Origin of the sequence: Yersinia sp. Marseille-Q3913 (assembly GCF_963892745.1) — a bacterium.
Classification (GTDB): Bacteria; Pseudomonadota; Gammaproteobacteria; order Enterobacterales; family Enterobacteriaceae; genus Yersinia; species Yersinia bercovieri.
The window spans coordinates 61,756-85,462 of sequence record NZ_CAWQAF010000008.1 but is presented as its reverse complement, the minus strand read 5'-3'; the positions used below and the strand labels follow the sequence as shown (position 1 = coordinate 85,462).

Below are 23,707 nucleotides of genomic sequence, written 5' to 3'. Positions count from 1 at the left end.
TGATCAGGCTATATTCGGTAACTATCCGTAAGTTTTAGTTTATTGTATGGCAAGGCTTGACTTGGTCGCCAATGATATTGATAATCATTTTCATTTAAGAAAAGGGAACATCGCCATGTTTAGTAAGCAAAAAATACCCTACCTGTCCCCCATTAGCCGCGCTACACCACGCTTTTTACGTGTTATCACCTTGTTGACCTTTGTTGCATTTACATCACTGACTGGCACCTCGGCGTTGGCTGAAAATAAGCCCAACGACTCTGAAAAAAAATTCAAAGTTGTGACGACCTTCACAATCATTCAGAATATCGCGCAAAATGTCGCCGGTGATGCTGCCGTGGTCGAGTCGATAACCAAACCTGGCGCAGAAATTCACGACTATCAACCCACGCCACGGGATATCGTCAAGGCACAATCTGCGGACTTGATTCTATGGAATGGCATGAATCTGGAGCGCTGGTTTGAGCGTTTTTTCGAAAATATTAAAGATGTTCCTTCCGCGGTGGTGACCAATGGCATCACCCCCTTACCTATCCGTGAAGGGCCATATGAAGGCATCGCTAATCCACATGCCTGGATGTCGCCATCTAATGCACTTATTTATATAGAGAATATCCGCAAGGCGCTGGTGGAACACGATCCAGCCCATGCTGAAACCTACAATCGCAATGCCAAAGCCTACGCCGAGAAAATCGCCGCTCTGGATGCCCCGCTACGGGAGCGCCTGTCGCGCATTCCAGCGGAGCAGCGTTGGTTGGTCACCAGTGAAGGGGCGTTTAGCTATTTGGCAAAAGATTATGGCTTTAAAGAGGTCTATTTATGGCCAATCAATGCCGATGAACAAGGCACGCCACAGCAAGTGCGCCGTGTCATTGACACCATGCGCGCCAATAAAATTCCGGTGATATTCAGTGAGAGCACCATTTCCGATAAGCCTGCGAAACAAGTGAGCAAAGAGACTGGCGCGCAATATGGCGGGGTGTTATATGTTGACTCGCTGTCAAATGAAAAAGGCCCGGTCCCGACCTATATCGACCTAATTAACACCACAGTGCAAACTATCGCGAAAGGATTTGGTCAATGAGCAATGCTGTTTTTGTCCGCCCTGAACTGATGGTGGATAATGTCACTGTCACCTATAACAATGGGCATACCGCTATTTATGACGCCAGTTTTTCGCTCACTGGCGGGACTATCTGTGCGCTGGTCGGGGTCAATGGCAGTGGCAAATCAACCCTATTTAAAAGCATCATGGGGCTAGTCAAACCCAGCGTCGGAAAAGTGGAACTTAGCAACAAACCGGTCAGCCACGCCTTGAAGCAAAATACCATCGCCTACGTGCCACAAACTGAAGATGTCGACTGGAACTTCCCCGTCTTAGTCGAAGACGTGGTAATGATGGGTCGTTACGGGAAAATGAACTTTCTGCGCATCCCCAGCCGCGAAGATAAAACCATTGTTGATAAAGCCATTGAACGAGTCGGCTTAACCGAGTTACGGTCACGGCAAATTGGCGAACTCTCTGGTGGGCAGAAAAAACGGGTCTTTTTGGCCCGCGCCCTGGCCCAGCAAGGTTCGGTATTGCTGCTGGATGAGCCTTTCACTGGTGTTGACGTCAAAACGGAAAACGCAATCATTGATTTGCTACGGGCGCTGCGCGATGAGGGCCACCTGATTCTGGTTTCAACCCATAATCTCGGCAGTGTGCCGGAGTTTTGTGACCATGTGATTCTGATTAATCAGACCGTGCTGGCCGCCGGCCCCACCGAAACCACCTTTACCCAGAAAAATCTGGAAATGACCTTTGGCGGTGTTTTGCGCCATATCAACCTGTCGGGTAGTGCACTGCATGACGATAATGATCCCCGCACGGTCACCGTTATCACCGATGATGAGCGCCCGGCGGTGTTCTATGGTCACACCAAAAATGACCCGCCGGCGCAGAGCCAGTCGAAGGAGGATAATCCCTGATGCTGGAACTCCTGCTGCAACCCTTTAACTACAATTACATGGTGAAGGCTATCTGGGTCAGCGCGATTGTCGGCGCTGTCTGCGCATTTCTATCGGCTTATCTGATGCTGAAAGGCTGGTCGCTGATGGGTGATGCGCTATCGCACTCCGTGGTCCCCGGTGTTGCCGGGGCTTATGCCCTTGGGCTGCCCTATGCCGCAGGTGCATTCTTTACCGGTATGCTGGCAGCGCTGGCCATGACGTTAGTCCGCCATATCACTCGCCTGCGTGAAGATGCCATCATCGGTTTTATCTTCTCCACCTTTTTTGCCGTGGGGCTATTAATTGTTTCGCTCAACCCCACCTCCGTCAATGTGCAGTCGATCATTTTCGGCAATATTTTGGGGATAGCCGATGAAGATGTGTTGCAGGTAGAGATCATTATTTTGGTCTCCTTGATGATTTTATGCCTGATCTGGAAAGATTTACTGGCTGTGTTTTTCGATGAAAGCCACGCCATGTCGATAGGCTTATCACCGCTGCGCTTGAAAATTCTGTTTTTCACCCTGCTCAGTGCCTGCACCGTCGCGGCCTTGCAGACCGTGGGCGCAATTTTAGTGATTGCCATGGTGGTGACTCCGGGGGCGACCGCCTACCTACTTACCGACCGTTTTGGCCGTTTACTGATCATCGCCATCGCCATTGGCGCTTTTACCAGTGCCTTTGGTGCCTATCTCAGCTTCTATCTGGATGGCGCAACCGGCGGCGTGATTGTGACCTTGCAAACAGTGGTATTCCTGCTGGCCTTTGTCTTTGCGCCTAAACACGGATTGTTGGCCACTCGTTATCGTTCGCGCCAAAAGCGTCGCCATCCGCTGCCGCAGTTGCCGGAGGATCGTGTATGAATACCTTGTTCACGCTGATCAGCGAACCCTTCGCCTACCCCTTTATGCAGCGGGCAATCGTTGCGGCTATCATTACCGGCGTGGTCTGCGCAGTGCTATCTTGCTACCTGGTGTTAAAAGGCTGGTCATTGATGGGGGATGCCATCTCTCATGCCGTGTTACCGGGGATAGTGCTGGCCTTTTGGCTCGGTATACCTTTGGTCATCGGCGCTTTTGTCTCAGGGATATTCTGTGCTGTCGCCACCGGCTATTTAAAAGAGCATAGCCGGGTCAAAGAAGATACCGTGATGGGGATTGTGTTCTCCGGCATGTTTGCGTTTGGTTTAGTAATGTTCTCCCGCATAGATACTGACCAACACCTCAGCCACATTTTATTCGGTAATATGCTGGGTATTTCACTGGCGGAACTGAAACAAACCTTGTGGATCGCCGGCTTCACCCTGCTAGTGGTGCTGCTCAAACGTAAGGACTTCATGCTCTACTGCTTTGATCCCAACCATGCGCGCGTGATTGGGCTGCCGGTCAAGCTTTTGCACTATGGTCTGCTTTGCCTGCTGGCTTTGACTATTGTGGCATCATTGCAGGCGGTGGGGGTTATTTTGGTTATCGCCATGCTAATAGCACCCGGCATCATCGCCTTTATGCTCTGCCGCAGCTTCGATCGGATGTTGATTGTTGCCACCCTGGTGTCCGTCGTCGCTTGCGTGTTAGGTACGCTAATAAGCTTCCATATTGATGGTGCTACCGGCCCCTGTATCGTAATCATTCAGGCACTATTCTTTGTGTTAGCCCTCATCTACAGCCATGTGAAACCCGTGCAAGGCCGCCAGATAACACCGCAGATCAAAACCGCGCTGACCAACGCCGATAGTGCTAAAAACGCGCCAAAAAGTAATCTGCTATAATCAGTAGAGTCCTTATTAATAAGCCGTAATGTTTACGGCTTATTCACTATTGTTAGCTATGCATCTGCTCTGGTTCTGCCGTGACTTTTTATAGTCATGGTGGCGGTCTTCAGCACGAAAAATAATATGTCACTATTTGGCAGCAGAATCAGTCTTTTGTTTGATCCCTCGTGGGTATCCCTGTGCGCTAGCGCTTGTTTTTTACACAGCAAAGAAGCTAACCTAATGATATCTACCCAAAGTCATAAGCGTTGCAGGTCAGCGGCAAGTGAAGGTCGCTAACAGCCTTGCGACTCAGTTCAAAGGATATAACTGGCAAGCTGATAGGGGGTGAGTCATGTGGCAAGCTGTGAATCGTCTGTTAGGTGAATACCTTGGCCCGGCTGAAATTCGGGAACGAACTGAACTACCGGGTGGAGATATCCATGAAGCCTGGCGTCTCAGTTATGGTGAAACCGAGGTTTTCGTAAAATGTGACGCCCGTGAGATGCTGCCGATATTTACCGCTGAAGCCGATCAGCTCTCCTTATTAGCCCGCAGTAAAACAGTCCAGGTGCCGGAAGTTTATGGTGTGGGCAGTGATCGTGATTACAGCTTCCTGCTGCTCGAATATATCCCTCTTAAGCCCCTCGATGCCCACAATGCCTACTGCTTAGGCCAACAATTGGCGCATCTACATCAATGGAGTGAGCAACTGCAATTTGGGTTGGATTTCGATAATGACCTGACCACGACCCCGCAACCCAATAGCTGGCAACGCCGTTGGGCGCAGTTTTTTGCTGAACAGCGTATTGGCTGGCAACTACAATTAGCGGCCGAAAAAGGCATGTCGTTCGGTGATATTGACCAGATAACCGACCTTGTTCAGGACCGTTTACAGAGCCACCAGCCACAACCCTCTTTGCTACATGGCGATTTATGGCCCGCTAACTGTGCAGCCAGCGCCAATGGGCCGGTGATTTTTGATCCCGCCTGCTATTGGGGTGATCGGGAGTGTGATCTCTCCATGCTGCCCCTCTACCCCACTTTACCCGCACAAATTTACGATGGTTATCAGAGTGTTTGGCCACTCCCCAGCGACTTTATTGAGCGGCAGCCAATTTATCAACTTTATTACTTATTAAATCGCAGTAACTTATTTGGCGGCCAACACTGGCTTAATGCACAAAAAGCCGTTGACCAATTGCTGCATCCCGAACGTTTCTAGCCCTCAGCACATAAAAAAACAGCACCCCAAAAGTTGGAAACTCAACCAGTTAGGGTGTTTTTTTATGCCTAGCACTCACCATGAAAATGATTTTTTATAAAAAAAGCATGAGCAAAACCACAAATTAGCCCCATGGCTACCGTCTAATAATGACACTCAACCCTGCTCTTTTTTGCCAGCGACAATCCCGGTCAAAAAGCGCTTACTTAAATAAAATCAAAAACCTTTATTGAGGAAGTTTCACTCTCCTCGATGGGAATTCTATTGTCAGAATTGGGAGTCAGATAAATGATCGATATTCGTGAGTGGGAAAACCTGGCTAATAAAGAGCTAAATCGGCGCGGCATCCATATTGAGGATTTAGTCAGTAACACGGCTGAAGGCATCGTGGTCAAACCGCTCTATACCGCCAGTGATCTGGATGGACTGGAGGTGACAGGGTCACTCCCCGGAATCGCCCCTTATGTCAGAGGGCCACGGGCCACCATGTATGCCGCTCAGCCCTGGACAATTCGCCAATATGCCGGCTTCTCCACCGCGAAAGAGTCAAATGCCTTTTATCGTAGAAATCTGGCGGCAGGGCAAAAAGGGCTATCGGTCGCCTTTGATCTGGCTACCCATCGCGGTTATGACTCAGATAACCCGCGCGTTTCCGGTGATGTAGGCAAAGCTGGGGTGGCGATTGATACCGTCGAGGATATGAAAGTCCTGTTCGACCAAATCCCGCTGGATAAGATGTCGGTCTCGATGACCATGAATGGCGCGGTGCTGCCCATTCTGGCGTTTTATATTGTTGCCGCCGAAGAGCAAGGCGTGGCCCCCGCACTACTCACCGGCACTATCCAGAATGACATTCTGAAAGAGTACCTGTGCCGCAACACCTATATTTATCCGCCGAAACCCTCCATGCGCATTATTTCGGACATCATCGCCTGGAGCTCCCAGAATATGCCGCGCTTTAACACTATCAGTATTAGTGGTTACCACATGGGCGAAGCGGGTGCGAACTGTGTGCAGCAAGTGGCCTTTACTATCGCCGATGGCATTGAATACATCAAAGCAGCGGTGCACGCGGGGTTAAATATTGATGATTTTGCCCCCCGTCTCTCCTTCTTCTTTGGCATTGGCATGGACTTGTTTATGAACATCGCCATGCTACGGGCCGCGCGCTATCTCTGGAGTGAGGCGGTGAGCCAGTTTGGTGCCACTGACCCCAAATCACTGGCCCTGCGCACCCACAGCCAAACCTCTGGCTGGAGCCTGACCGAGCAAGACCCCTACAACAATATTATCCGCACCACCATCGAAGCTCTGGGGGCCACACTGGGCGGCACTCAATCTCTGCATACCAACGCCTTTGACGAAGCACTCGGCCTGCCAACCGATTTCTCCGCACGCATTGCCCGTAACACCCAGATCATCATTCAGGAGGAGTCGGCGATTTGCCGCACCATCGACCCACTGGCCGGTTCCTATTTTGTCGAGTCACTCACCGATCAAGTGGTCAAACAAGCCCGCACCATTATCAAGCAGATTGATGATGTCGGGGGGATGGCCAAAGCCATTGAGGTTGGGCTACCGAAACGCATGATTGAAGAGGCGTCGGCGGATCAACAATCTCTTATCGACCAGGGTAAACGCGTCATTGTCGGCGTGAATAAGTACAAATTAGCCAAAGAAACTGACACCGAGGTGCTGGAGATAGACAACGTTAAAGTGCGCAATGAACAGATTGCCCAACTGAAACGTATCCGCGCCGAGCGGGATAACGATGCAGTCCAACAGGCATTGGCCCATCTGCGCCATGCCGCAGGGCATCAAGAAAACTTACTGGCAGCCGCCATTCAAGCCGCGCGTTTACGGGCGACATTGGGGGAGATCTCGGACGCGATGGAAGTGGCATTCGATCGTTATCTGGTGCCAAGTGAGTGTGTCACTGGCGTCATTGCGCGCAGCTACCACCAGAGTGAGAAAGAGGCGCAGGAGTTTGATCAGATACTGGCCCAAACTCAGCATTTTCTCAGTGAAAATGGCCGCCGCCCGAGAATTTTGATTGCCAAAATGGGGCAGGATGGTCATGACCGTGGCGCGAAGGTGATTGCCAGCGCCTATTCCGATCTCGGTTTTGATGTCGATTTAAGCCCAATGTTCTCCACTCCCGAAGAGATAGCCCGTCTGGCGGTTGAAAACGATGTGCACGTCATCGGTGCTTCGTCACTGGCGGCGGGACACAAAACTTTGATCCCAGAATTGGTTGAGGCGCTGCGCCACTACGCGCGACAGGATATCTGTGTGGTCGCCGGTGGCGTCATTCCGCCGCAAGACTATGCATTCTTACGCGAACGCGGGGTTGCCGCCATTTATGGGCCAGGGACGCCAATGTTAGTCAGCGTGCGCGATGTTCTACAGCTCATCAGCAGCCATCATGATTGATAGCGGCAAGTTTGCTCGCCCTGACCTGCGCCAGCACTACCAACAAATTGAAGATCTGCTACGTCAAAACCACATCTCGCCACGGGCGGGGATTAATGACGTCACTGATTTTATTACGCAAAAAATCATCAATTAATGGAGTGACGACTATGTCTTATCAGTATGTAAAAGTGTTGATTGCCAACCGTGTGGGCATTATTGAGTTCAACCATGGGCGCAAACTCAATGCATTAAGTAAGGTTTTTATTGATGATTTGATGCAAGCGCTGCATGACCTCAATAAGACGGATATTCGCTGCATTATTTTACGCGCGGCGGAAGGTGCAAAAGTGTTCTCAGCGGGCCATGACATCCACGAACTCCCTACGGGCCGCCGTGACCCCCTCTCCTATGACGACCCATTGCGCCAGATAACTCGAGTGATCCAAAAATACCCGAAGCCGATTATCTCCATGGTCGAGGGCAGTGTCTGGGGTGGCGCATTCGAAATGATTATGAGCTCAGACATCATTATCGCCTGTAGCAATTCTACCTTCTCGATGACGCCAGTGAATCTGGGGGTGCCCTACAATTTAGTGGGGATCCACAACCTGATTCGTGATGCCGGTTTCCACATCGTCAAAGAGTTAATTTTTACCGCCGCGCCGATAACCGCCCAACGTGCACTCTCTGTGGGCATCCTCAATCATGTGGTGGAACCCGATGATTTGGAGGATTTCACCCTCAAACTGGCGCACGTCATTTCGGAAAAAGCGCCGCTTGCCATTGCCGTTATTAAAGAAGAACTTCGCGTTTTAGGTGAAGCCCACACCATGAATTCAGATGAATTTGAGCGCATCCAGGGTATGCGGCGCGCAGTGTACGATAGCGCTGACTACCTGGAAGGCATGAGCGCATTTATGGAAAAACGTAAACCTAACTTTCTGGGGCGCTAACCCTGCGCGACCAAAGGATCTCTTTATGAAAAGGTCATATTGCATAATGAGCGCAGATGAAGCTGCCGAATGCATTGAGCATGGAAATATGGTGGTGTTCAGCGGCTTCACCCCAGCGGGAGCACCTAAAGTGCTGCCGGCGGCCATTGCCCGACGTGCCATGGCATCTCATCAACAACAACAAGAGTTTCAAATTCGCTTACTGACCGGGGCATCTATCAGCGCCCAGGCGGATGATGAGTTGGCCGCTGCCGACGCCCTATCCTGGCGCGCCCCTTACCAAACTGCCTCGCTGCTGCGTGAAAAGATCAATCAGGGGGCGGTCAGTTTCGTTGACCTGCACCTGAGTGAAGTTGCGCAGATGGTCAACTATGGTTTCTTTGGTGATATTGATGTCGCCGTGATTGAAGCCTCGGCGATCACCGCTGATGGCAAGGTGTACCTCACCAGCGGCATTGGCAATGCCCCGGTATTTTTGCATAAAGCCAAAAAAATCATCATCGAACTGAATCATTACCACAGCCCACGGGTGGCTGAATTCGCCGATATCATCACCCTCGGCGCGCCACCACGGCGCAATACGCTACCTATATTTCACACGCTGGATAGAGTGGGGCAATCCTATGTGCAGGTAGACCCCAGCAAAATAGTTGGCATCGTCGAGACTGAATTACCGGATGCCAGTAACAACCTGGATCGGGCTAATCCTTTATGTGACCAAATTGCGGATAATGTGGTCAACTTCCTGCTGAATGAGCTGCGCTTAGGCCGCATTCCGCCTGAGTTTCTCCCTCTGCAAAGTGGCGTAGGTAACATCAATAATGCCGTAATGAAACGACTGGGTGAAAGCCAGCATATCCCCCCTTTTATGATGTATTCGGAGGTGTTGCAGGAGTCGGTCGTCCAGCTGTTAGAAAACGAAAAAGTCATCGGGGTCAGTGCTTCCAGCTTAACCATTTCGCTCACATCGCTGAAAAAGATCTATGACAACATGGACTTCTTCTCAAGCCGCATCGTCTTGCGCCCACAGGAGATCTCCAACAACCCAGAGATCATTCGCCGCCTGGGGGTCATCGCCCTTAACGTCGGGCTGGAGTTTGATATCTACGGCCACGCTAACTCCACCCATGTGGCGGGCACCGAGTTGCTCAACGGCATTGGCGGCAGCGCAGACTTTGAGCGCAATGCTTATCTGTCTATCTTCATGGCCCCATCGATTGTCAAAGGCGGCAAAGTCTCCACCATTGTCCCGATGTGTACCCATGTTGATCACAGCGAACATAGCGTAAAGGTTATCGTGACCGAACAAGGTGTTGCCGACTTGCGCGGGTTATCCCCCCTGCAACGGGCCGCCGCCATTATCGATAACTGCGCACATCCGATGTACCGTGATTACCTGCATCAATATTTGGCGCAATCTAAAGGTGGGCATTTGCATCACAATCTGGCGCAGGCATTTCAGCTCCACCGAAATCTGTTTGAATTTGGCGCGATGCTGGCACCTTAATCACCGTTACGGTCGGCATTGATGTAGCCCATGACTTGCTCAATATGGTGATTATTCTTAAGTGAATAGAGATATTCGCGCATGTACATGGGCTGATTCGGCGCATCAAAGTATTTCAGCTTGGCCGGATTCACTAACCGATAAGCAAACTGCGGCACAACGGTCAGGAATTGCCCCTGCTCCACCGCGCTTATTTTCGCCATAAAACTGTAGGGTCGATAGATAATCGTGGGGTTAATCCCAATGGAGCGAAAATGGGCATCTAATAAGGACTCAAAATTAGCCCGATTTTGAAAGCGCATTTGTAGCCACGGCAGCGTATTTAATAATTCCAGTGCCTGCATATTCTCAAAACGGCGCGAGACTAAAAAACCGAGCCGCAAAGATGGAAGCTCAGTGGCTTGCATACTGTCGATATGTGTCACTCGTTGCGAGGCTTGCTGCGGGGAGATAATAAAATCGACACGGCGGTCGAGTAGATCATCTATAACACTGTTTTCATTGAACTCAAAAGGCTGGGCGGTGATCCCGTCATATTTATCACTGAGGCTGAACAGCTGATCAAAAATAATGGTAGGGTAAGTGTTATCAATGCCCACCACGATACTCTTCTGCCGCTGGGACATTGACACAATATTATTGTCGATTGCCGACAACCGTTGGTAAATCGGAAATAGCTCTTGATAAAGCTCCTGCCCCGCCTTATTGAGGCTGATACTCTTCTCATTGCGGGTAAACAGTGAATAACCCACCAGCTCCTCCAGCGCGGTAATACTTTTGCCGAATGGGGAGGCGGTCATGTGCAATTTTTCTGCGGCCTTTGCCATGCTGTTGGTTTGGGCTAACACAATAAAATTACGCATTTTCTTAGAGATAAAAACGTTCATTACTTTACTGATATACCGAGGAAAGAGATTTACAGCATAAGACAATCGCAGTGGGAATAGTGTGAGAGCAAGAGGGGTATCGTATGGTGATCCACGAAAAAGTCTTTCAAGAGATTAATTTATTTTTACATCAATATAATAGGTAATAAAAAGGCCCAGTTATGGGCCAATTTAGCACTGTTCCGGTTTTGTTCTCTGAAAACAGCTTATCCCTGTGCCATCAATCCCAATAGCTTAATGACAAAATAGGCCACCACACCAATCACCAGCGGCAGGATATAGAGGGTAAAAAACTGCAAGAAAATAGTGTGGTGCGGTAAGACTATCTTCTCTTCCAGCTGTTCACGGCTGCGCCCTTCACTGCCTTTGGCCTGCTCTAAAATCAGCTGATCTTCAATGCCCTCACGAATATGCCGCACTTGCCGCGACATCCGCGCCCCTGACGCCTGCAACGACAGACCGACGAAAATCAACATATAAATGATAAAGAACATAATGTTAGCGGCAGATAAACCCTGCTCAAAATCGGGCACGGGTGAGTTGAACCAGAAGATATCCAGGAAAGTGGTATTAAAGCGGATCATATCGGTCATGACATGGATAAAATCCAGCATCACCGCATTAATCCCGGTACTCTTTTGACTATATTGATAGGCAAAATTGATAATTGAAATCAATGTTGACAGCAGTGCTGGAATAAAAACGAGCCATCCTGCGATCCGTTTGATAACAGCGACGCGCCCAGCCTGTTGATAGGTCATGACTTCTCCTTGTAAATACCACAACTTATGTAGACTTAGTTTACCTGCTACATTCACTTTTTGTGCAAAATTTTTGTTGTGATCCCCATGGTTAACTCAAATTCACCATAGGTTCTGTTGACGCAAGATGATTAAGTTAATGCTAATGTATTCAGCTTATAGCTAAAAACCAACAGGAGTGATGATTAATGGCGACCCCTCATCCGATTAAGGCCGCAATCTTTGATATGGACGGCCTGCTGATTGACTCAGAACCTTTATGGCTACAGGCTGAACTTGATATTTTCACCTCACTCGGGCTGGACACCTCCTCGCGAGACTCACTGCCCGATACCCTTGGTCTGCGTATCGATTTGGTGGTGAAACTTTGGTATCAAACCCGGCCATGGCAGGGGCCGAGTCAGGCGGAGGTGTGCAAACGTATTATTGCCCGCGCAATAGAACTGGTGGAGGAGACGCGCCCGGTGTTACCCGGCGTCGAATATGCGCTGGACCTTTGCCGCCAACAAGGGCTGAAAATTGGCCTGGCCTCCGCCTCACCGCTACATATGCAAAAACGCGTGCTCGCCATGCTCGGCGTTGAACACTATTTCGACTGTCTGGTGTCAGCGGAGTACCTGCCCTACAGCAAACCGCACCCGGAGGTCTATCTGAATGCGGCGGCTGATCTGGGTATTGACCCACTACAATGTGTCACGCTGGAAGATTCAGTCAACGGTATGATTGCGACTAAAGCTGCACGTATGCGCTCTATTGTTATTCCATCACAGGAGTACCGCGCGGACCCACGCTGGGCATTGGCAGATATTCAGTTGGCGTCACTCGAGCAATTGCGCAAGGAAGATATTTCGTAGCTGAAGAGAATTCGTAGCTAAAGAGAAATGAGTATTCTGGTAATAAGAGGCGGTTAAAGTCGATGACTCAACCGCCCAATAGATTTTAAAGGAAATCATCCCGCTTAGGGGTAAAGGTGTCGATCAAAATACTGTTATCCTCCAACGATACCGCGCCATGCATCTCATTTTTCACCGCACGATACGCATCGCCAGCTTTCAATATGCGCTTCTGCCCCTCAATTTCCACTTCAAAGCTACCTGCGGCAACATAAGCAATTTGGTCATGGATATCATGCTTATGTGCGACGCCAATCGCCCCTTTGTCAAAGTGAACGCAGACCATCATCAGCTCATCGCTCCAAGTCATAACTTTGCGCTTAATACCATTGCCTAGCTCTTCCCATGGCGTTTCATCATTAATAAAAAACATCTTCATTGTTTCTCCTCATTATTATGCAGAATAGATTTAGCGGTACCCTCGTCACTGTTTTACGCGGGTTTTGGCTCATTCTACGGGTAATCTCCACAGTTTGACCATAATTAATCCAAAAATCATGACACTCCTCAAAAAATAATAAAACATCATTTCATTTTTATTGAATTAACTTCCCGCAAACACTATCATCAGCGAATCAAAAGAAACACTCGGTCAGAAGTCAGACCCGCGCAGGTTGTAAGGCACCATTTTCGGCATCATGCGCACTCTCTACTTTTGCCGTGCTATCTGACTTGGGTGATGCCCATTCAAGATGATGTTCTGAAAGATAGGCTCTACCAACCAAAGCCGCCCTTTTGGCGGTTTTCTCCCCAATATTGAAATCGCGGCAATCTTTGACCGCCTTGAGAGAGATGTTAGCTATGATTTTAGATTCCTTTGAATTGAAAGGTAAAATTGCACTGGTTACTGGCTGTGATACCGGTTTGGGCCAAGGCATGGCGATCGGTTTAGCCGAAGCAGGTTGCGATATCGTGGGTATCAACATTGTTGAGCCAAAAGAGACGATTGAAAAAGTGACTGCATTAGGTCGCCGCTTCTTGAGCCTGACTGCAGATCTGAGCAAAATTGATGGCATTCCAGCCCTGTTAGAGCGTGCTGTCGCTGAATTTGGCCAAATCGATATTCTGGTCAATAACGCCGGTATCATCCGTCGTGAAGATGCGATCAACTTCAGCGAAAAAGACTGGGATGATGTGATGAACGTGAACATCAAAACCGTGTTCTTTATGTCTCAGGCGGTTGCCAAACAATTCATCAAACAGGGTCATGGCGGCAAAATCATTAACGTTGCCTCAATGCTCTCTTATCAAGGTGGCATCCGTGTGCCATCTTACACCGCATCGAAAAGCGCAGTGATGGGTGTCACCCGTCTGTTAGCTAACGAGTGGGCAAAACACGGCATCAATGTGAACGCGGTAGCACCTGGTTATATGGCGACCAACAACACTCAGCAGTTGCGTAAAGATGAAGAGCGCAGCAAAGAGATCCTTGACCGTATCCCGGCGGGTCGTTGGGGCTTGCCTGATGATCTGAAAGGCCCAGTGGTCTTCCTGGCCTCCAAAGCATCCGACTATATCAGCGGTTACACCATCGCTGTTGATGGCGGCTGGTTAGCGCGCTAAGGCGAGAATCATGACCAATTTGAGTTAAGTTCTATTTCTTTAGGTTTTTCAGCAGAATTCGACTCAAAATTGTTTAAAGGCACAACTTCGGTTGTGCCTTTTTTATTACTTGTTTATCAAATAGTTAACAAATAAGATCATCAAAAAACTCGTGCCAAAAGTGCAAAAATAAAAAATTCAAAACAACGTTCCGACTTCGATCACACTTTTGTCATTCGCTCAATGACTCGCCTGTAAATACAAATATAATAGATTGAAACGATGTTTCTATTTATAAGGAACCTTAAACCGGTTCCGTCCTAACGTTTCGATGATGGGGTTAAGGTGATGGAGTTTGTCGGCAACATTAAAAACAGTGACGCAACCATGATTAACTGGCTCAGCGCTATTCGCAGCTATGTTGATTTAGTCCAATCTGTTGGCCACAGCAATCAAAACCCAACCCCACTAATGGCTGATGGTTTTGATGTGCTGACTCATCAACCTGTCGTATGGGAATTCCCAGATGGTCACAATACCCCAATATCTAATTTTGCCAGTCAGCAAAACTGGCTACGGACATTAGATGCGCTAAGTCTGGTGACTCAGGACCCGCAATACCATCAGCAAGCTCGGGTGCAAAGCAGCTATTTTATGCAGCACGGCGTGCATGACCAGAGCGGATTATTTTATTGGGGTGGACACCGTTTCCTGAATCTGGACTCGTTGATAACTGAAGGGCCTGAATCGAAAGCGCAAGTCCATGAGCTGAAGCATCATCTGCCCTATTACAATTTGCTGATTGCTATTGATCGGGAAAAAACACTGAATTTCTTGCAGGGATTTTGGCACGCCCATGTTGAAGATTGGCAAACACTGGATTTGGGCCGTCATGGTAGCTATGACAAGCAGCGCGACCCGCATGTGTTCACTCATGCACGTCACGATGTGGTTAATCCTGCGGACCTACCGCGCCTGCCAGAGACCAAGGGCTTGACCTTTGTGAATGCTGGCACCGATTTGATTTACGCTGCCTATAAGTATGCCGAGTACACCGGTGATATTGCCGCCGCGGCATGGGGCAAGCACCTGTACCGCCAATATGTTTTAGCCCGCAATCCTGAAACAGGTTTGCCGGTTTATCAGTTCAGCTCACCACAACAGCGCCGCCCAGTACCGGCAGATGACAACCAGACCCAATCTTGGTATGGCGATCGTGCCAAGCGCCAGTTTGGCCCTGAATTTGGTGAAATAGCCCGTGAAGCCAATGTCCTGTTCCGCGACATGCGCCCACTGCTGATTGATAACCCATTGGCAATGCTGGATATCTTGCGCCAACAACCTGATGCTGAAGTGCTGCAATGGGTGATTGACGGTTTAAAAAATTACTATCGTTTCGCTTATGACGTTGAGAGCAATACATTGCGCCCGTTATGGAACGATGGTCAGGACATGAGCGGTTATATTTTGCAACGTGATGGCTACTATGGCGCAAAAGGGAGTGTTATCTCGCCCTTCCCATTAGACGTTGATTACCTGCTGCCGCTGGTCCGCGCCTGGCGCTTGAGTGAAGATGAAGAACTGCTGGATTTGATTGGCGTATTACTACACCGCTGGCAGTTGGCTGAATTAAATAAGCCAAAACACCAGGCTGCGCTGATGACCGGTCAAAAACCTAAAGCAACACCCTATCTGCTGCTGGCCTTAACTGAACTAGCGGAACATTGCCAATGTACTCAACTATTTGAATTAGCCTGGCAAGTGGGTGACGACCTATTTACGCAACATTACCACCGTGGTCTATTTGTTGAATCGGCGCAACACCGCTATTTCCGCCTCGACAATCCGATTGCATTAGCAATATTGACCTTAATTGCCGCCAAACAGAATAAATTGGCAGCGATACCTCAATTTATTACCAATGGTGGTTACATCCATGGAGATTATCGAGTGAACGGGGAAAGCCGCACTTTGTATGATATCGACTTTATTTATCCGACGCTTTTGAATCAGTAGTTTTATTTATCTTTCATGTTATTAAAAATAGGTAAGCATTATGAATGAAAACAGAATGCTGGGGTTAGCCTATTTATCACCTTATATACTCGGGTTGATAATATTTACGGCTTTCCCCTTTGTATCATCTTTCTTTCTCAGTTTTACTGAGTATGACTTAATGAACCCTCCCGTATTTAACGGGATCGAGAATTATCGTCATATGCTGCTTGAAGATGATTTATTCTGGAAATCCATGGGCGTAACATTCGCTTATGTATTTCTGACTATTCCTTTAAAACTGGCATTTGCCCTGGGGATCGCTTTTGTACTGAACTTTAAATTACGTGGTATCGGCCTGTTCCGTACTGCTTTCTATATTCCATCTATCCTCGGCAGCAGCGTTGCAATTGCCGTGTTATGGCGTGCTCTCTTTGCCATCGATGGCCTGTTAAACAGTTTTATCGGTGTGCTCGGATTTGACGCCATCAACTGGTTGGGAGAACCAGCGCTGGCGCTGACATCCGTCACATTACTGCGTGTTTGGCAGTTCGGTTCTGCCATGGTTATCTTCCTGGCCGCATTGCAGAACGTGCCGCAATCACAGTATGAAGCCGCCATGATTGATGGTGCCTCTAAATGGCAAATGTTTATGAAAGTGACCGTGCCACTGATCACGCCGGTTATTTTCTTTAACTTTATTATGCAAACCACGCAGGCATTCCAAGAGTTTACTGCGCCGTACGTTATTACTGACGGCGGACCGACCCACTACACCTATTTATTCTCGCTCTATATCTATGATACCGCGTTTAAATACTTTGATATGGGATACGGTGCTGCGCTGGCCTGGATATTATTCCTGGTAGTCGCCCTCTTCGCCTCAATTGCATTTAAATCATCTAAATATTGGGTCTTCTACTCCGCCGATAAAGGAGGAAAAAATGACTGACGTACAACACACTTCCAACCAGAAAAAATTAGCTCTGGCGCAGGAACTTGCTGATGCGGAAATTAACCGTACGCTACGTAAAGCAAAAGTCAGTGCAGCTTTCCGCTATATCATTTTGATTATTGTCGGCCTGATGATGCTTTATCCACTGCTGTGGATGTTCTCTGCTGCATTTAAGCCTAATAATGAGATCTTCACCACATTAGGATTATGGCCAGAACACCCAACCCGCGATGGTTTTGTTAATGGCTGGAAAACCGGTACTGAATATAACTTCGGTCATTACATGCTTAACACCTTTAAGTTTGTTATCCCGAAAGTCATTTTGACCATTATCTCTTCCACTATCGTGGCATATGGTTTTGCTCGCTTCGAGATCCCATGGAAGAAGTTCTGGTTCGCAACATTAATTACCACCATGTTGCTGCCAAGTACTGTGTTATTGATCCCGCAATACATCATGTTCCGTGAAATGGGCATGTTAAATAGCTACTTGCCACTTTATTTACCGACAGCCTTCGCCACGCAAGGGTTCTTCGTCTTCATGTTGATTCAATTCCTGCGTGGTGTACCGCGTGATATGGAAGAAGCCGCACAAATCGACGGTTGTAACTCCCTACAGGTGCTGTGGTATGTGGTGGTGCCAATTTTGAAACCGGCCATTATCTCTGTCGCACTGTTCCAGTTTATGTGGTCAATGAACGACTTTATCGGCCCACTGATTTATGTCTACAGCGTCGATAAGTACCCGATAGCGCTGGCTCTGAAGATGTCAATTGACGTCACCGAAGGCGCACCGTGGAACGAAATTCTGGCAATGGCAAGCATCTCCATTCTGCCGTCCATCATTGTTTTCTTCCTGGCTCAACGCTACTTCGTGCAAGGCGTAACCAGCAGCGGAATTAAAGGTTAATAGAGGATTTATCATGGCTGAAGTCATTTTCAATAAATTAGGCAAAGTTTACTCCAACGGTTTCCGCGCGGTTCATGGCATTGATCTGAAGATCCATGATGGCGAGTTTATGGTGATTGTTGGTCCATCAGGCTGTGCTAAATCCACCACCCTGCGCATGTTGGCAGGTCTGGAAACCATCAGTGATGGCGAAGTTCGAATTGGTGATCGGGTCGTCAATAATCTGGCACCTAAATCACGCGGTATCGCTATGGTGTTCCAGAACTATGCGCTATATCCGCATATGACGGTAAAAGAGAACCTGGCCTTTGGTCTGAAGCTGAGTAAACTGCCAAAAGACCAAATCGAAGCACAAGTTGCAGAAGCGGCAAAAATTCTGGAGCTGGAAGATTTGTTGGATCGCCTGCCACGTCAGTTGTCTGGTGGTCAAGCGCAGCGTGTGGCAGTAGGCCGTGCGATCGTGAAAAAACCGGATGTGTTCTTGTTTGATGAACCCTTATCAAACCTGGATGCCAAACTGCGTGCTTCCATGCGTATCCGCATCTCAGATTTACATAAGCAATTGAAAAAAAGCGGGAAAGCAGCAACCACTGTTTATGTGACCCATGACCAGACTGAAGCCATGACCATGGGCGATCGGATCTGTGTCATGAAACTGGGCCATATCATGCAAGTTGATACCCCAGATAATCTTTACCACTTCCCAACCAATATGTTTGTTGCCGGTTTTATCGGCGCGCCGGAAATGAATATCAAACCGAGCACCCTGGTAGAAAAAGAGGGCCAAATTGGTCTGACCGTCGGCCAATACACCTTGGTACTTAATGAGAAGCAACAAGCTAAAGTCGCCGCCTTTGCCGGTGAAAAAGTGTTCTTTGGTGTCCGCCCAGAATTTATTCGCATGTCAACACAACCGATGGCCAATAACCATTCGCAAGGTGAATTGGTTCGTATGGAGAACATGGGTCATGAATTCTTTATGTACATCAAGGTTGACGACTTTGAATTGACTTGTCGCCTACCGTCTGATGAAGCACGGCCAATTATTGAAAATGGCCTGCATCGCACCGTGTACTTCCAGTTTGATATGGATAAATGCCATATCTTTGATGCAAAAACAGAAAAAAATATCTCTCTTTAACAGGAGCAGTACCCAATGAAAAAAGCGATCCTACACACGCTAATAGCATCCACTCTGGCTTTATTATCACATCAGGCTTTTGCACAGGATGAAGTTAACCTGCGTATGTCATGGTGGGGGGGCAATGGTCGTCATCAGATGACGCTTAAAGCTCTGGAAGAGTTCCACAAACAGCACCCGAATATTAATGTTAAAGCTGAATACACCGGTTGGGATGGCCATCTTTCCCGTCTGACTACCCAAATCGCCGGTGGGACTGAACCCGATGTTATGCAAACTAACTGGAACTGGCTGCCTATCTTCTCCAAAGATGGCACTGGCTTCTTTGATTTGAATAAAGTATCTAAACAGTTAGATTTGACTCAGTTTGATCCAAAAGAGCTGCAACAAACCACTGTTAATGGCAAATTGAATGGTATTCCAATTTCAGTTACTGCCCGTATTTTCTATTTCAATGACGCGACATGGGCTAAATCGGGTTTAGTGTATCCAAAAACGTGGGATGAATTACTTAACGCCGGTAAAGTATTCCAGGAAAAATTGGGTGAGCAATACTACCCTGTCGTATTAGAGCACCAGGATACTCTGGCATTAATTCGCTCTTATATGACACAAAAATACAACACACCAACGATCGACGAAGCCAATAAGAAATTTGCTTATACACCAGAACAGTGGGTTGAGTTCTTTACTATGTATAAGAAAATGGTTGATAGCCATGTCATGCCATCCACTAAATACTATGCATCATTCGGCAAGAGTAATATGTACGAAATGAAGCCATGGATTAATGGTGAATGGGGTGGCACTTATATGTGGAACTCCACCATCACTAAATATTCTGATAACCTGACCAAACCAGCAAAATTGATACTTGGCCCTTATCCAATGTTGCCAGATGCGAAAGATGCGGGGCTGTTCTTTAAACCAGCTCAGATGCTTTCAATTGGTAAATCCACTAAACATCCAGAAGAGAGTGCCATCTTGATTAACTTCTTGCTAAACAGCAAAGAAGGTATTGATGCCATGGGTCTGGAACGTGGTGTACCACTGAGTGCAGCAGCAGTGACTCAACTGCGTGCCAGTGGTGTGATTAAAGATGAAGATCCATCAGTTGCCGGCTTAAATATGGCGCTGGAATTGCCACATGAAATGAAAACGTCACCGTACTTTGATGACCCGCAGATCGTTTCTCTGTTCCGTGACGCAATTCAATATATCGATTACGGCCAAAAGTCAGTTGAAGAATCTGCAGAATACTTTAATAAGCAAGGTGACCGCATTCTAAAACGTGCAATGAGATAATCATTAAACTTATTTAACTTAAGTTATTATTAAGCCCTGCCATTAATTTGGCGGGGTTGTTTTGTTTTATAAATCATAAAAATAATAGCCAATTAGATCACCATCACAAATTAATACCTGATTAAAAAATTAATCGCCAACAAAGATCTGGATCACACAATTAATTACAAATATAAATAGAATGTATATCCACAATAAGTGAAACATCGTTTCTTTGATTGTGGAATTGTTTTCCAGTCGTATGTTGAATTTTATAAAATTGTTAATGATTGTTGTTTTAAATAACCATAACCCTGGGATTATATAAAAAAATGAAATTTAAATTAATTACTCTAGCAGTGGCATCTGTTATCAGTTTTAGTTCTGTTGCTACAACAATTGACTATCGGCATGAAATGAAAGACACCAGTAAATCTGATCATAAAGACCGTTTACTGCTCTCCAACCGCTTTGCCAATGGTTTTGGTCTCTCTTTGGAAGGGAAATGGGGCCAGCACAGCTCTGATACTACGCCAAATAAACCTTTCAATGAGCAAGTCAGTAACGGCACCGAAGTGGTTGCCAGCTATGTTTATGCGTTCAATAAAACGTTTTCACTTGAGCCTGGTTTCTCATTAGAGTCATCATCTGACTCAAACAACTACCGCCCTTATCTGCGCGGTAAAGTGGGCTTCACTGATGACTTCTCAACATCACTGCGTTATCGCCCATATTACAAGCGTAACCAACCTTCTCAGACCAAATCCGATGAGAAAGGCCATGAGTTCACCATGCTGTTTGCTTACAATTTCTTGAAAAACTACTCTGCTGAGTATGAATTGAACTACAAGAAATCTGAAGACGAAATTCTGTCCAACAAAAACAAAGACGAATGGAGTCATGATCTGAAAGTTGCTTACAAATGGGATAAAAACTGGAAGCCATATGTTGCTATCGGCAACGTAGCGGGCAGCAAAACCACTGATGAGCGCCAAACTCGCTATCGTGTCGGTGTGCAGTACAGCTTCTAATTGATCGTGTAAATAGTTATATCGTTATGAGTACCCTCATCATTATTTGTTAATTATGCCCATACCCGTATTACTTTGGGGAAAAGTGACTCCCGGTCGCTTTTCCCTTTTTTTACTTAGATTCCCTTATTCGAGTCCATCGCCCAATATCCCACTCCTCAATACCTAGGCTAAACTCCCCTCCTTCAAACAGAAAAATGAGACATTTAGTTACAGCGTCACGGCTATTCATATCAGGATAAATCTCATATACTGGATAAATCAACAGCTACAGATTCGGAATTCAAGTATGACAGGGGAAGGACACCTTATTTTTTCTGTCGCCTGCGCTATTTTTGCCAAAAAAGTCGGTCTCACACCGGAACTGGCACATGGCGATTGGTGGCACATTATACCGGGCGCCCTGCTAACTTCCCTGCTGCCCGATATTGACCACCCCAAGTCAATCCTTGGCCAGCGGCTAAAGTGGATCTCAACCCCCATTGCCCGTGCATTTGGTCATCGCGGATTTACCCATAGCCTGCTGGCCGTGATCGGCGGTATTGCCCTATTCCAAATGGATATTTCACGCGATTGGATTATTCCTGCGGATGCATTCCACGCCATGATTATTGGCTATTTCAGCCATCTGCTGGCCGATATGATCACCCCTGCTGGCGTGCCGCTGCTATGGCCTTGCCGTTGGCGATTTTGTATTCCGCTATTACGCCCGCAAAAAGGCAATCAATTAGAACGAGTGTTATGTGTTCTATTAGTTTGTTTTTCCGTCTATTGGCAAACTGACACCACTATTCCGCTGCTATCCTATATGGAGCAATTGAAAAATTTTCGATTGTGATCACACTTTGATGTGCGAAAAATAATCAATCTGAATATATTCCATACAAATCAGGGTAAAAACTTATATAAAATTCTTTTTGGATATAAGTGAGCCTTTATCGGGCTGCTACCATATGCAGCTAATTGCACAATTGATTGTGCCTGGCGCGATCCTATAGAAAAGTAGAAATAGAATACGTCGCCAGTATTCAAAATAATAATCTGGAGATTTGGGGATGAACCTACCGCTTGTGATTAACGTGCTGGTATTTGTAGCACTGCTATTACTATTGGCACAAACCCGCCACAAACAATGGAGTCTGGCCAAGAAAGTCTTGGTTGGTTTGGCACTGGGTGTGCTGTTTGGCCTCGGCTTACAATGGATCTACGGCGCAGATAACCCAGTACTTAAAGAGTCCATCACCTGGTTTAACATTGTCGGTAATGGCTATGTACAATTACTGCAAATGATTGTTATGCCATTGGTATTTGCCTCAATTTTGAGTGCCGTGGCTAAACTACATAATGCCGCTTCACTGGGCAAAATCAGTATCCTGACCATCGGCACCTTGCTCTTCACGACACTGATTGCTGCGCTCGTTGGGGTGTTCGTCACCAATCTGTTTGGCTTAACAGCCGATGGCTTAATTCAAGGCACACAAGAGACTGCGCGTTTGAGTGCCATCGAAAGCAACTATTTGGGTAAAGTGACCGACTTGACCGTACCACAGTTGATCCTCTCCTTTATTCCGAAAAACCCATTTGCTGATTTGACTGGCGCTAGCCCAACTTCAATCATCAGTGTAGTTATTTTCGCCACCTTCCTCGGTATTGCATCACTGCAACTGATGAAAGACGATGTGGCGAAAGGCCAACGCGTGATGGTGGCTATCGATACACTGCAAGCCTGGGTGATGAAACTGGTGCGTCTGGTCATGAAACTGACCCCCTACGGCGTATTAGCATTAATGACCAAAGTGGTGGCGGGTTCGAACATCCAAGACATTATTAAGCTGGGTAGCTTTGTTGTTGCCTCCTATCTGGGGCTGGCGATTATGTTTGTGGTCCACGGCCTGCTGCTCTCTTTCACCGGCATCAATCCGCTGAAATTCTTCCGTAAAGTCTGGCCGGTACTGACATTTTCCTTTACCAGCCGTTCAAGCGCCGCCAGTATCCCATTGAATGTGGAAGCACAAACTCGCCGTCTGGGTATCCCTGAGTCCATCGCCAGCTTCTCCGCATCCTTTGGTGCAACCATTGGTCAAAATGGCTGTGCCGGCCTCTACCCGGCCATGCTGGCCGTGATGGTTGCACCCACCGTCGGCATTAACCCGCTGGACCCAGTATGGATTGCCACACTGGTCGGGATCGTGACCATCAGCTCTGCCGGTGTTGCCGGTGTTGGTGGTGGCGCAACCTTCGCCGCACTGATTGTGCTGCCTGCATTGGGCTTACCGGTCACATTGGTTGCCTTACTGATCTCGGTAGAACCATTGATTGATATGGGCCGTACCGCATTGAACGTCAGTGGTTCAATGACTGCTGGTACTATTACCAGCCAATTGATGACGCAAACAAATAAAGATATTTTGAACAGTGAGGATGATGGCGATTTAGCCCATCAATAAACGCGGTTATAATTAACTA

General features: G+C 47.6%; 22 protein-coding genes. 19 read left to right on the top strand and 3 right to left on the bottom strand.

The features are described from left to right. Positions 1-115: 115 nt before the first annotated feature. The 9 genes from yfeA to AACW11_RS04225 all read left to right on the top strand — a co-directional run bounded on the left by yfeA (position 116) and on the right by AACW11_RS04225 (position 9,842). Positions 116-1,084, top strand: a complete 969-nt coding sequence (yfeA, locus tag AACW11_RS04265) for an iron/manganese ABC transporter substrate-binding protein YfeA (protein ID WP_212586095.1) — start codon at positions 116-118, stop codon at positions 1,082-1,084. Beyond that, positions 1,081-1,971: an iron/manganese ABC transporter ATP-binding protein YfeB gene (yfeB, locus tag AACW11_RS04260; protein WP_212586094.1), complete on the top strand. Its 891-nt coding sequence runs from the start codon at positions 1,081-1,083 to the stop codon at positions 1,969-1,971. Before yfeA ends, yfeB begins: the two co-directional genes overlap by 4 nt. Further along, positions 1,971-2,855: an iron/manganese ABC transporter permease subunit YfeC gene (yfeC, locus tag AACW11_RS04255; protein WP_212586093.1), complete on the top strand. Its 885-nt coding sequence runs from the start codon at positions 1,971-1,973 to the stop codon at positions 2,853-2,855. The genes yfeB and yfeC overlap by 1 nt, the downstream gene beginning before the upstream one ends. Continuing rightward, the gene (gene yfeD, locus AACW11_RS04250) at positions 2,852-3,760 is read left to right on the top strand and encodes an iron/manganese ABC transporter permease subunit YfeD (protein ID WP_212586092.1); all 909 of its coding nucleotides are present in this window, start codon (positions 2,852-2,854) and stop codon (positions 3,758-3,760) included. Before yfeC ends, yfeD begins: the two co-directional genes overlap by 4 nt. A 337-nt stretch (positions 3,761-4,097) precedes the next feature. After that, positions 4,098-4,967 (top strand): fructosamine kinase family protein, encoded by an 870-nt coding sequence (locus AACW11_RS04245; protein ID WP_212586091.1) that lies wholly within the window; start codon positions 4,098-4,100, stop codon positions 4,965-4,967. A 288-nt stretch (positions 4,968-5,255) separates the two neighbouring features. Then, positions 5,256-7,400, top strand: coding sequence for a methylmalonyl-CoA mutase (scpA, locus tag AACW11_RS04240; RefSeq protein WP_212586090.1), 2,145 nt, complete (start codon positions 5,256-5,258; stop codon positions 7,398-7,400). Further along, a complete protein-coding gene (locus tag AACW11_RS04235) occupies positions 7,393-7,536 on the top strand; it encodes a hypothetical protein (RefSeq protein WP_249192876.1) in 144 nt (47 codons plus the stop codon). Before scpA ends, AACW11_RS04235 begins: the two co-directional genes overlap by 8 nt. Positions 7,537-7,549: 13 nt before the next feature. After that, on the top strand, positions 7,550-8,335 hold the full coding sequence (scpB, locus tag AACW11_RS04230; protein ID WP_212586089.1) for a methylmalonyl-CoA decarboxylase: 786 nt from the start codon (positions 7,550-7,552) through the stop codon (positions 8,333-8,335). A gap of 25 nt (positions 8,336-8,360) precedes the next feature. Next, positions 8,361-9,842: a succinate CoA transferase gene (locus AACW11_RS04225; protein ID WP_212586088.1), complete on the top strand. Its 1,482-nt coding sequence runs from the start codon at positions 8,361-8,363 to the stop codon at positions 9,840-9,842. On the opposite strand, the gene srsR is transcribed toward AACW11_RS04225, so the two are convergent. Together srsR and AACW11_RS04215 are read right to left on the bottom strand one after the other, a co-directional pair. After that, positions 9,839-10,729, bottom strand: coding sequence for a LysR family transcriptional regulator SrsR (srsR, locus tag AACW11_RS04220; protein ID WP_212586087.1), 891 nt, complete (start codon positions 10,727-10,729; stop codon positions 9,839-9,841). The two genes, AACW11_RS04225 and srsR, sit on opposite strands and share 4 nt — an antisense overlap. Positions 10,730-10,935: 206 nt before the next feature. Next, positions 10,936-11,490: a YniB family protein gene (locus AACW11_RS04215; RefSeq protein WP_212586086.1), complete on the bottom strand. Its 555-nt coding sequence runs from the start codon at positions 11,488-11,490 to the stop codon at positions 10,936-10,938. Positions 11,491-11,678: 188 nt separating this feature from the next. Between AACW11_RS04215 and hxpB the strand changes: the two genes are divergently transcribed. After that, complete coding sequence (gene hxpB, locus AACW11_RS04210) at positions 11,679-12,344, top strand: hexitol phosphatase HxpB (protein WP_212586085.1); 666 nt, start codon at positions 11,679-11,681, stop codon at positions 12,342-12,344. Between the two features lie 85 nt (positions 12,345-12,429). Here the strand turns inward: hxpB and AACW11_RS04205 are convergent, their stop codons facing one another. After that, positions 12,430-12,762 (bottom strand): cupin domain-containing protein, encoded by a 333-nt coding sequence (locus tag AACW11_RS04205; RefSeq protein ID WP_032814453.1) that lies wholly within the window; start codon positions 12,760-12,762, stop codon positions 12,430-12,432. A gap of 422 nt (positions 12,763-13,184) precedes the next feature. Here AACW11_RS04205 and kduD point away from each other — a divergent pair, with 422 nt between their 5' ends. The 9 genes from kduD to AACW11_RS04160 all read left to right on the top strand — a co-directional run bounded on the left by kduD (position 13,185) and on the right by AACW11_RS04160 (position 23,688). Beyond that, a complete protein-coding gene (kduD, locus tag AACW11_RS04200; protein ID WP_004875262.1) occupies positions 13,185-13,946 on the top strand; it encodes a 2-dehydro-3-deoxy-D-gluconate 5-dehydrogenase KduD in 762 nt (253 codons plus the stop codon). 327 nt (positions 13,947-14,273) lie between these two features. Next, positions 14,274-15,941 (top strand): pectate lyase, encoded by a 1,668-nt coding sequence (locus AACW11_RS04195; RefSeq protein WP_212586104.1) that lies wholly within the window; start codon positions 14,274-14,276, stop codon positions 15,939-15,941. A 40-nt stretch (positions 15,942-15,981) separates the two neighbouring features. Next, on the top strand, positions 15,982-16,872 hold the full coding sequence (locus AACW11_RS04190; protein WP_004875265.1) for a carbohydrate ABC transporter permease: 891 nt from the start codon (positions 15,982-15,984) through the stop codon (positions 16,870-16,872). Then, positions 16,865-17,785 carry a carbohydrate ABC transporter permease gene (locus AACW11_RS04185; protein WP_212586084.1) on the top strand — a complete coding sequence of 307 codons (921 nt, stop codon included), beginning with the start codon at positions 16,865-16,867 and terminating at the stop codon, positions 17,783-17,785. The genes AACW11_RS04190 and AACW11_RS04185 overlap by 8 nt, the downstream gene beginning before the upstream one ends. A 13-nt stretch (positions 17,786-17,798) precedes the next feature. After that, positions 17,799-18,926, top strand: coding sequence for an ABC transporter ATP-binding protein (locus AACW11_RS04180; RefSeq protein WP_212586083.1), 1,128 nt, complete (start codon positions 17,799-17,801; stop codon positions 18,924-18,926). Positions 18,927-18,941: 15 nt separating this feature from the next. Further along, positions 18,942-20,231 carry an ABC transporter substrate-binding protein gene (locus tag AACW11_RS04175; RefSeq protein WP_212586082.1) on the top strand — a complete coding sequence of 430 codons (1,290 nt, stop codon included), beginning with the start codon at positions 18,942-18,944 and terminating at the stop codon, positions 20,229-20,231. A gap of 311 nt (positions 20,232-20,542) precedes the next feature. Then, positions 20,543-21,241, top strand: a complete 699-nt coding sequence (locus tag AACW11_RS04170) for an oligogalacturonate-specific porin KdgM family protein (protein ID WP_005272382.1) — start codon at positions 20,543-20,545, stop codon at positions 21,239-21,241. Positions 21,242-21,530: 289 nt separating this feature from the next. Then, the gene (locus AACW11_RS04165; RefSeq protein ID WP_212586081.1) at positions 21,531-22,079 is read left to right on the top strand and encodes a metal-dependent hydrolase; all 549 of its coding nucleotides are present in this window, start codon (positions 21,531-21,533) and stop codon (positions 22,077-22,079) included. 217 nt (positions 22,080-22,296) lie between these two features. After that, positions 22,297-23,688, top strand: a complete 1,392-nt coding sequence (locus tag AACW11_RS04160) for an L-cystine transporter (protein ID WP_212586080.1) — start codon at positions 22,297-22,299, stop codon at positions 23,686-23,688. Positions 23,689-23,707 lie beyond the last annotated feature (19 nt).

Coding starts and splice junctions, on each gene's coding strand:
- kduD (WP_004875262.1), top strand. CDS start 13,185: ATGATTTTAGATTCCTTTGAATTGAAAGGTAAAATTGCACTGGTTACT.
- AACW11_RS04205 (WP_032814453.1), bottom strand. CDS start 12,762: ATGAAGATGTTTTTTATTAATGATGAAACGCCATGGGAAGAGCTAGGC.
- yfeB (WP_212586094.1), top strand. CDS start 1,081: ATGAGCAATGCTGTTTTTGTCCGCCCTGAACTGATGGTGGATAATGTC.
- AACW11_RS04175 (WP_212586082.1), top strand. CDS start 18,942: ATGAAAAAAGCGATCCTACACACGCTAATAGCATCCACTCTGGCTTTA.
- AACW11_RS04215 (WP_212586086.1), bottom strand. CDS start 11,490: ATGACCTATCAACAGGCTGGGCGCGTCGCTGTTATCAAACGGATCGCA.
- scpA (WP_212586090.1), top strand. CDS start 5,256: ATGATCGATATTCGTGAGTGGGAAAACCTGGCTAATAAAGAGCTAAAT.
- AACW11_RS04225 (WP_212586088.1), top strand. CDS start 8,361: ATGAAAAGGTCATATTGCATAATGAGCGCAGATGAAGCTGCCGAATGC.
- hxpB (WP_212586085.1), top strand. CDS start 11,679: ATGGCGACCCCTCATCCGATTAAGGCCGCAATCTTTGATATGGACGGC.
- scpB (WP_212586089.1), top strand. CDS start 7,550: ATGTCTTATCAGTATGTAAAAGTGTTGATTGCCAACCGTGTGGGCATT.
- yfeD (WP_212586092.1), top strand. CDS start 2,852: ATGAATACCTTGTTCACGCTGATCAGCGAACCCTTCGCCTACCCCTTT.
- AACW11_RS04170 (WP_005272382.1), top strand. CDS start 20,543: ATGAAATTTAAATTAATTACTCTAGCAGTGGCATCTGTTATCAGTTTT.
- srsR (WP_212586087.1), bottom strand. CDS start 10,729: ATGAACGTTTTTATCTCTAAGAAAATGCGTAATTTTATTGTGTTAGCC.
- AACW11_RS04160 (WP_212586080.1), top strand. CDS start 22,297: ATGAACCTACCGCTTGTGATTAACGTGCTGGTATTTGTAGCACTGCTA.
- AACW11_RS04190 (WP_004875265.1), top strand. CDS start 15,982: ATGAATGAAAACAGAATGCTGGGGTTAGCCTATTTATCACCTTATATA.
- yfeC (WP_212586093.1), top strand. CDS start 1,971: ATGCTGGAACTCCTGCTGCAACCCTTTAACTACAATTACATGGTGAAG.
- AACW11_RS04165 (WP_212586081.1), top strand. CDS start 21,531: ATGACAGGGGAAGGACACCTTATTTTTTCTGTCGCCTGCGCTATTTTT.
- yfeA (WP_212586095.1), top strand. CDS start 116: ATGTTTAGTAAGCAAAAAATACCCTACCTGTCCCCCATTAGCCGCGCT.
- AACW11_RS04180 (WP_212586083.1), top strand. CDS start 17,799: ATGGCTGAAGTCATTTTCAATAAATTAGGCAAAGTTTACTCCAACGGT.
- AACW11_RS04245 (WP_212586091.1), top strand. CDS start 4,098: ATGTGGCAAGCTGTGAATCGTCTGTTAGGTGAATACCTTGGCCCGGCT.
- AACW11_RS04235 (WP_249192876.1), top strand. CDS start 7,393: ATGATTGATAGCGGCAAGTTTGCTCGCCCTGACCTGCGCCAGCACTAC.
- AACW11_RS04185 (WP_212586084.1), top strand. CDS start 16,865: ATGACTGACGTACAACACACTTCCAACCAGAAAAAATTAGCTCTGGCG.
- AACW11_RS04195 (WP_212586104.1), top strand. CDS start 14,274: ATGGAGTTTGTCGGCAACATTAAAAACAGTGACGCAACCATGATTAAC.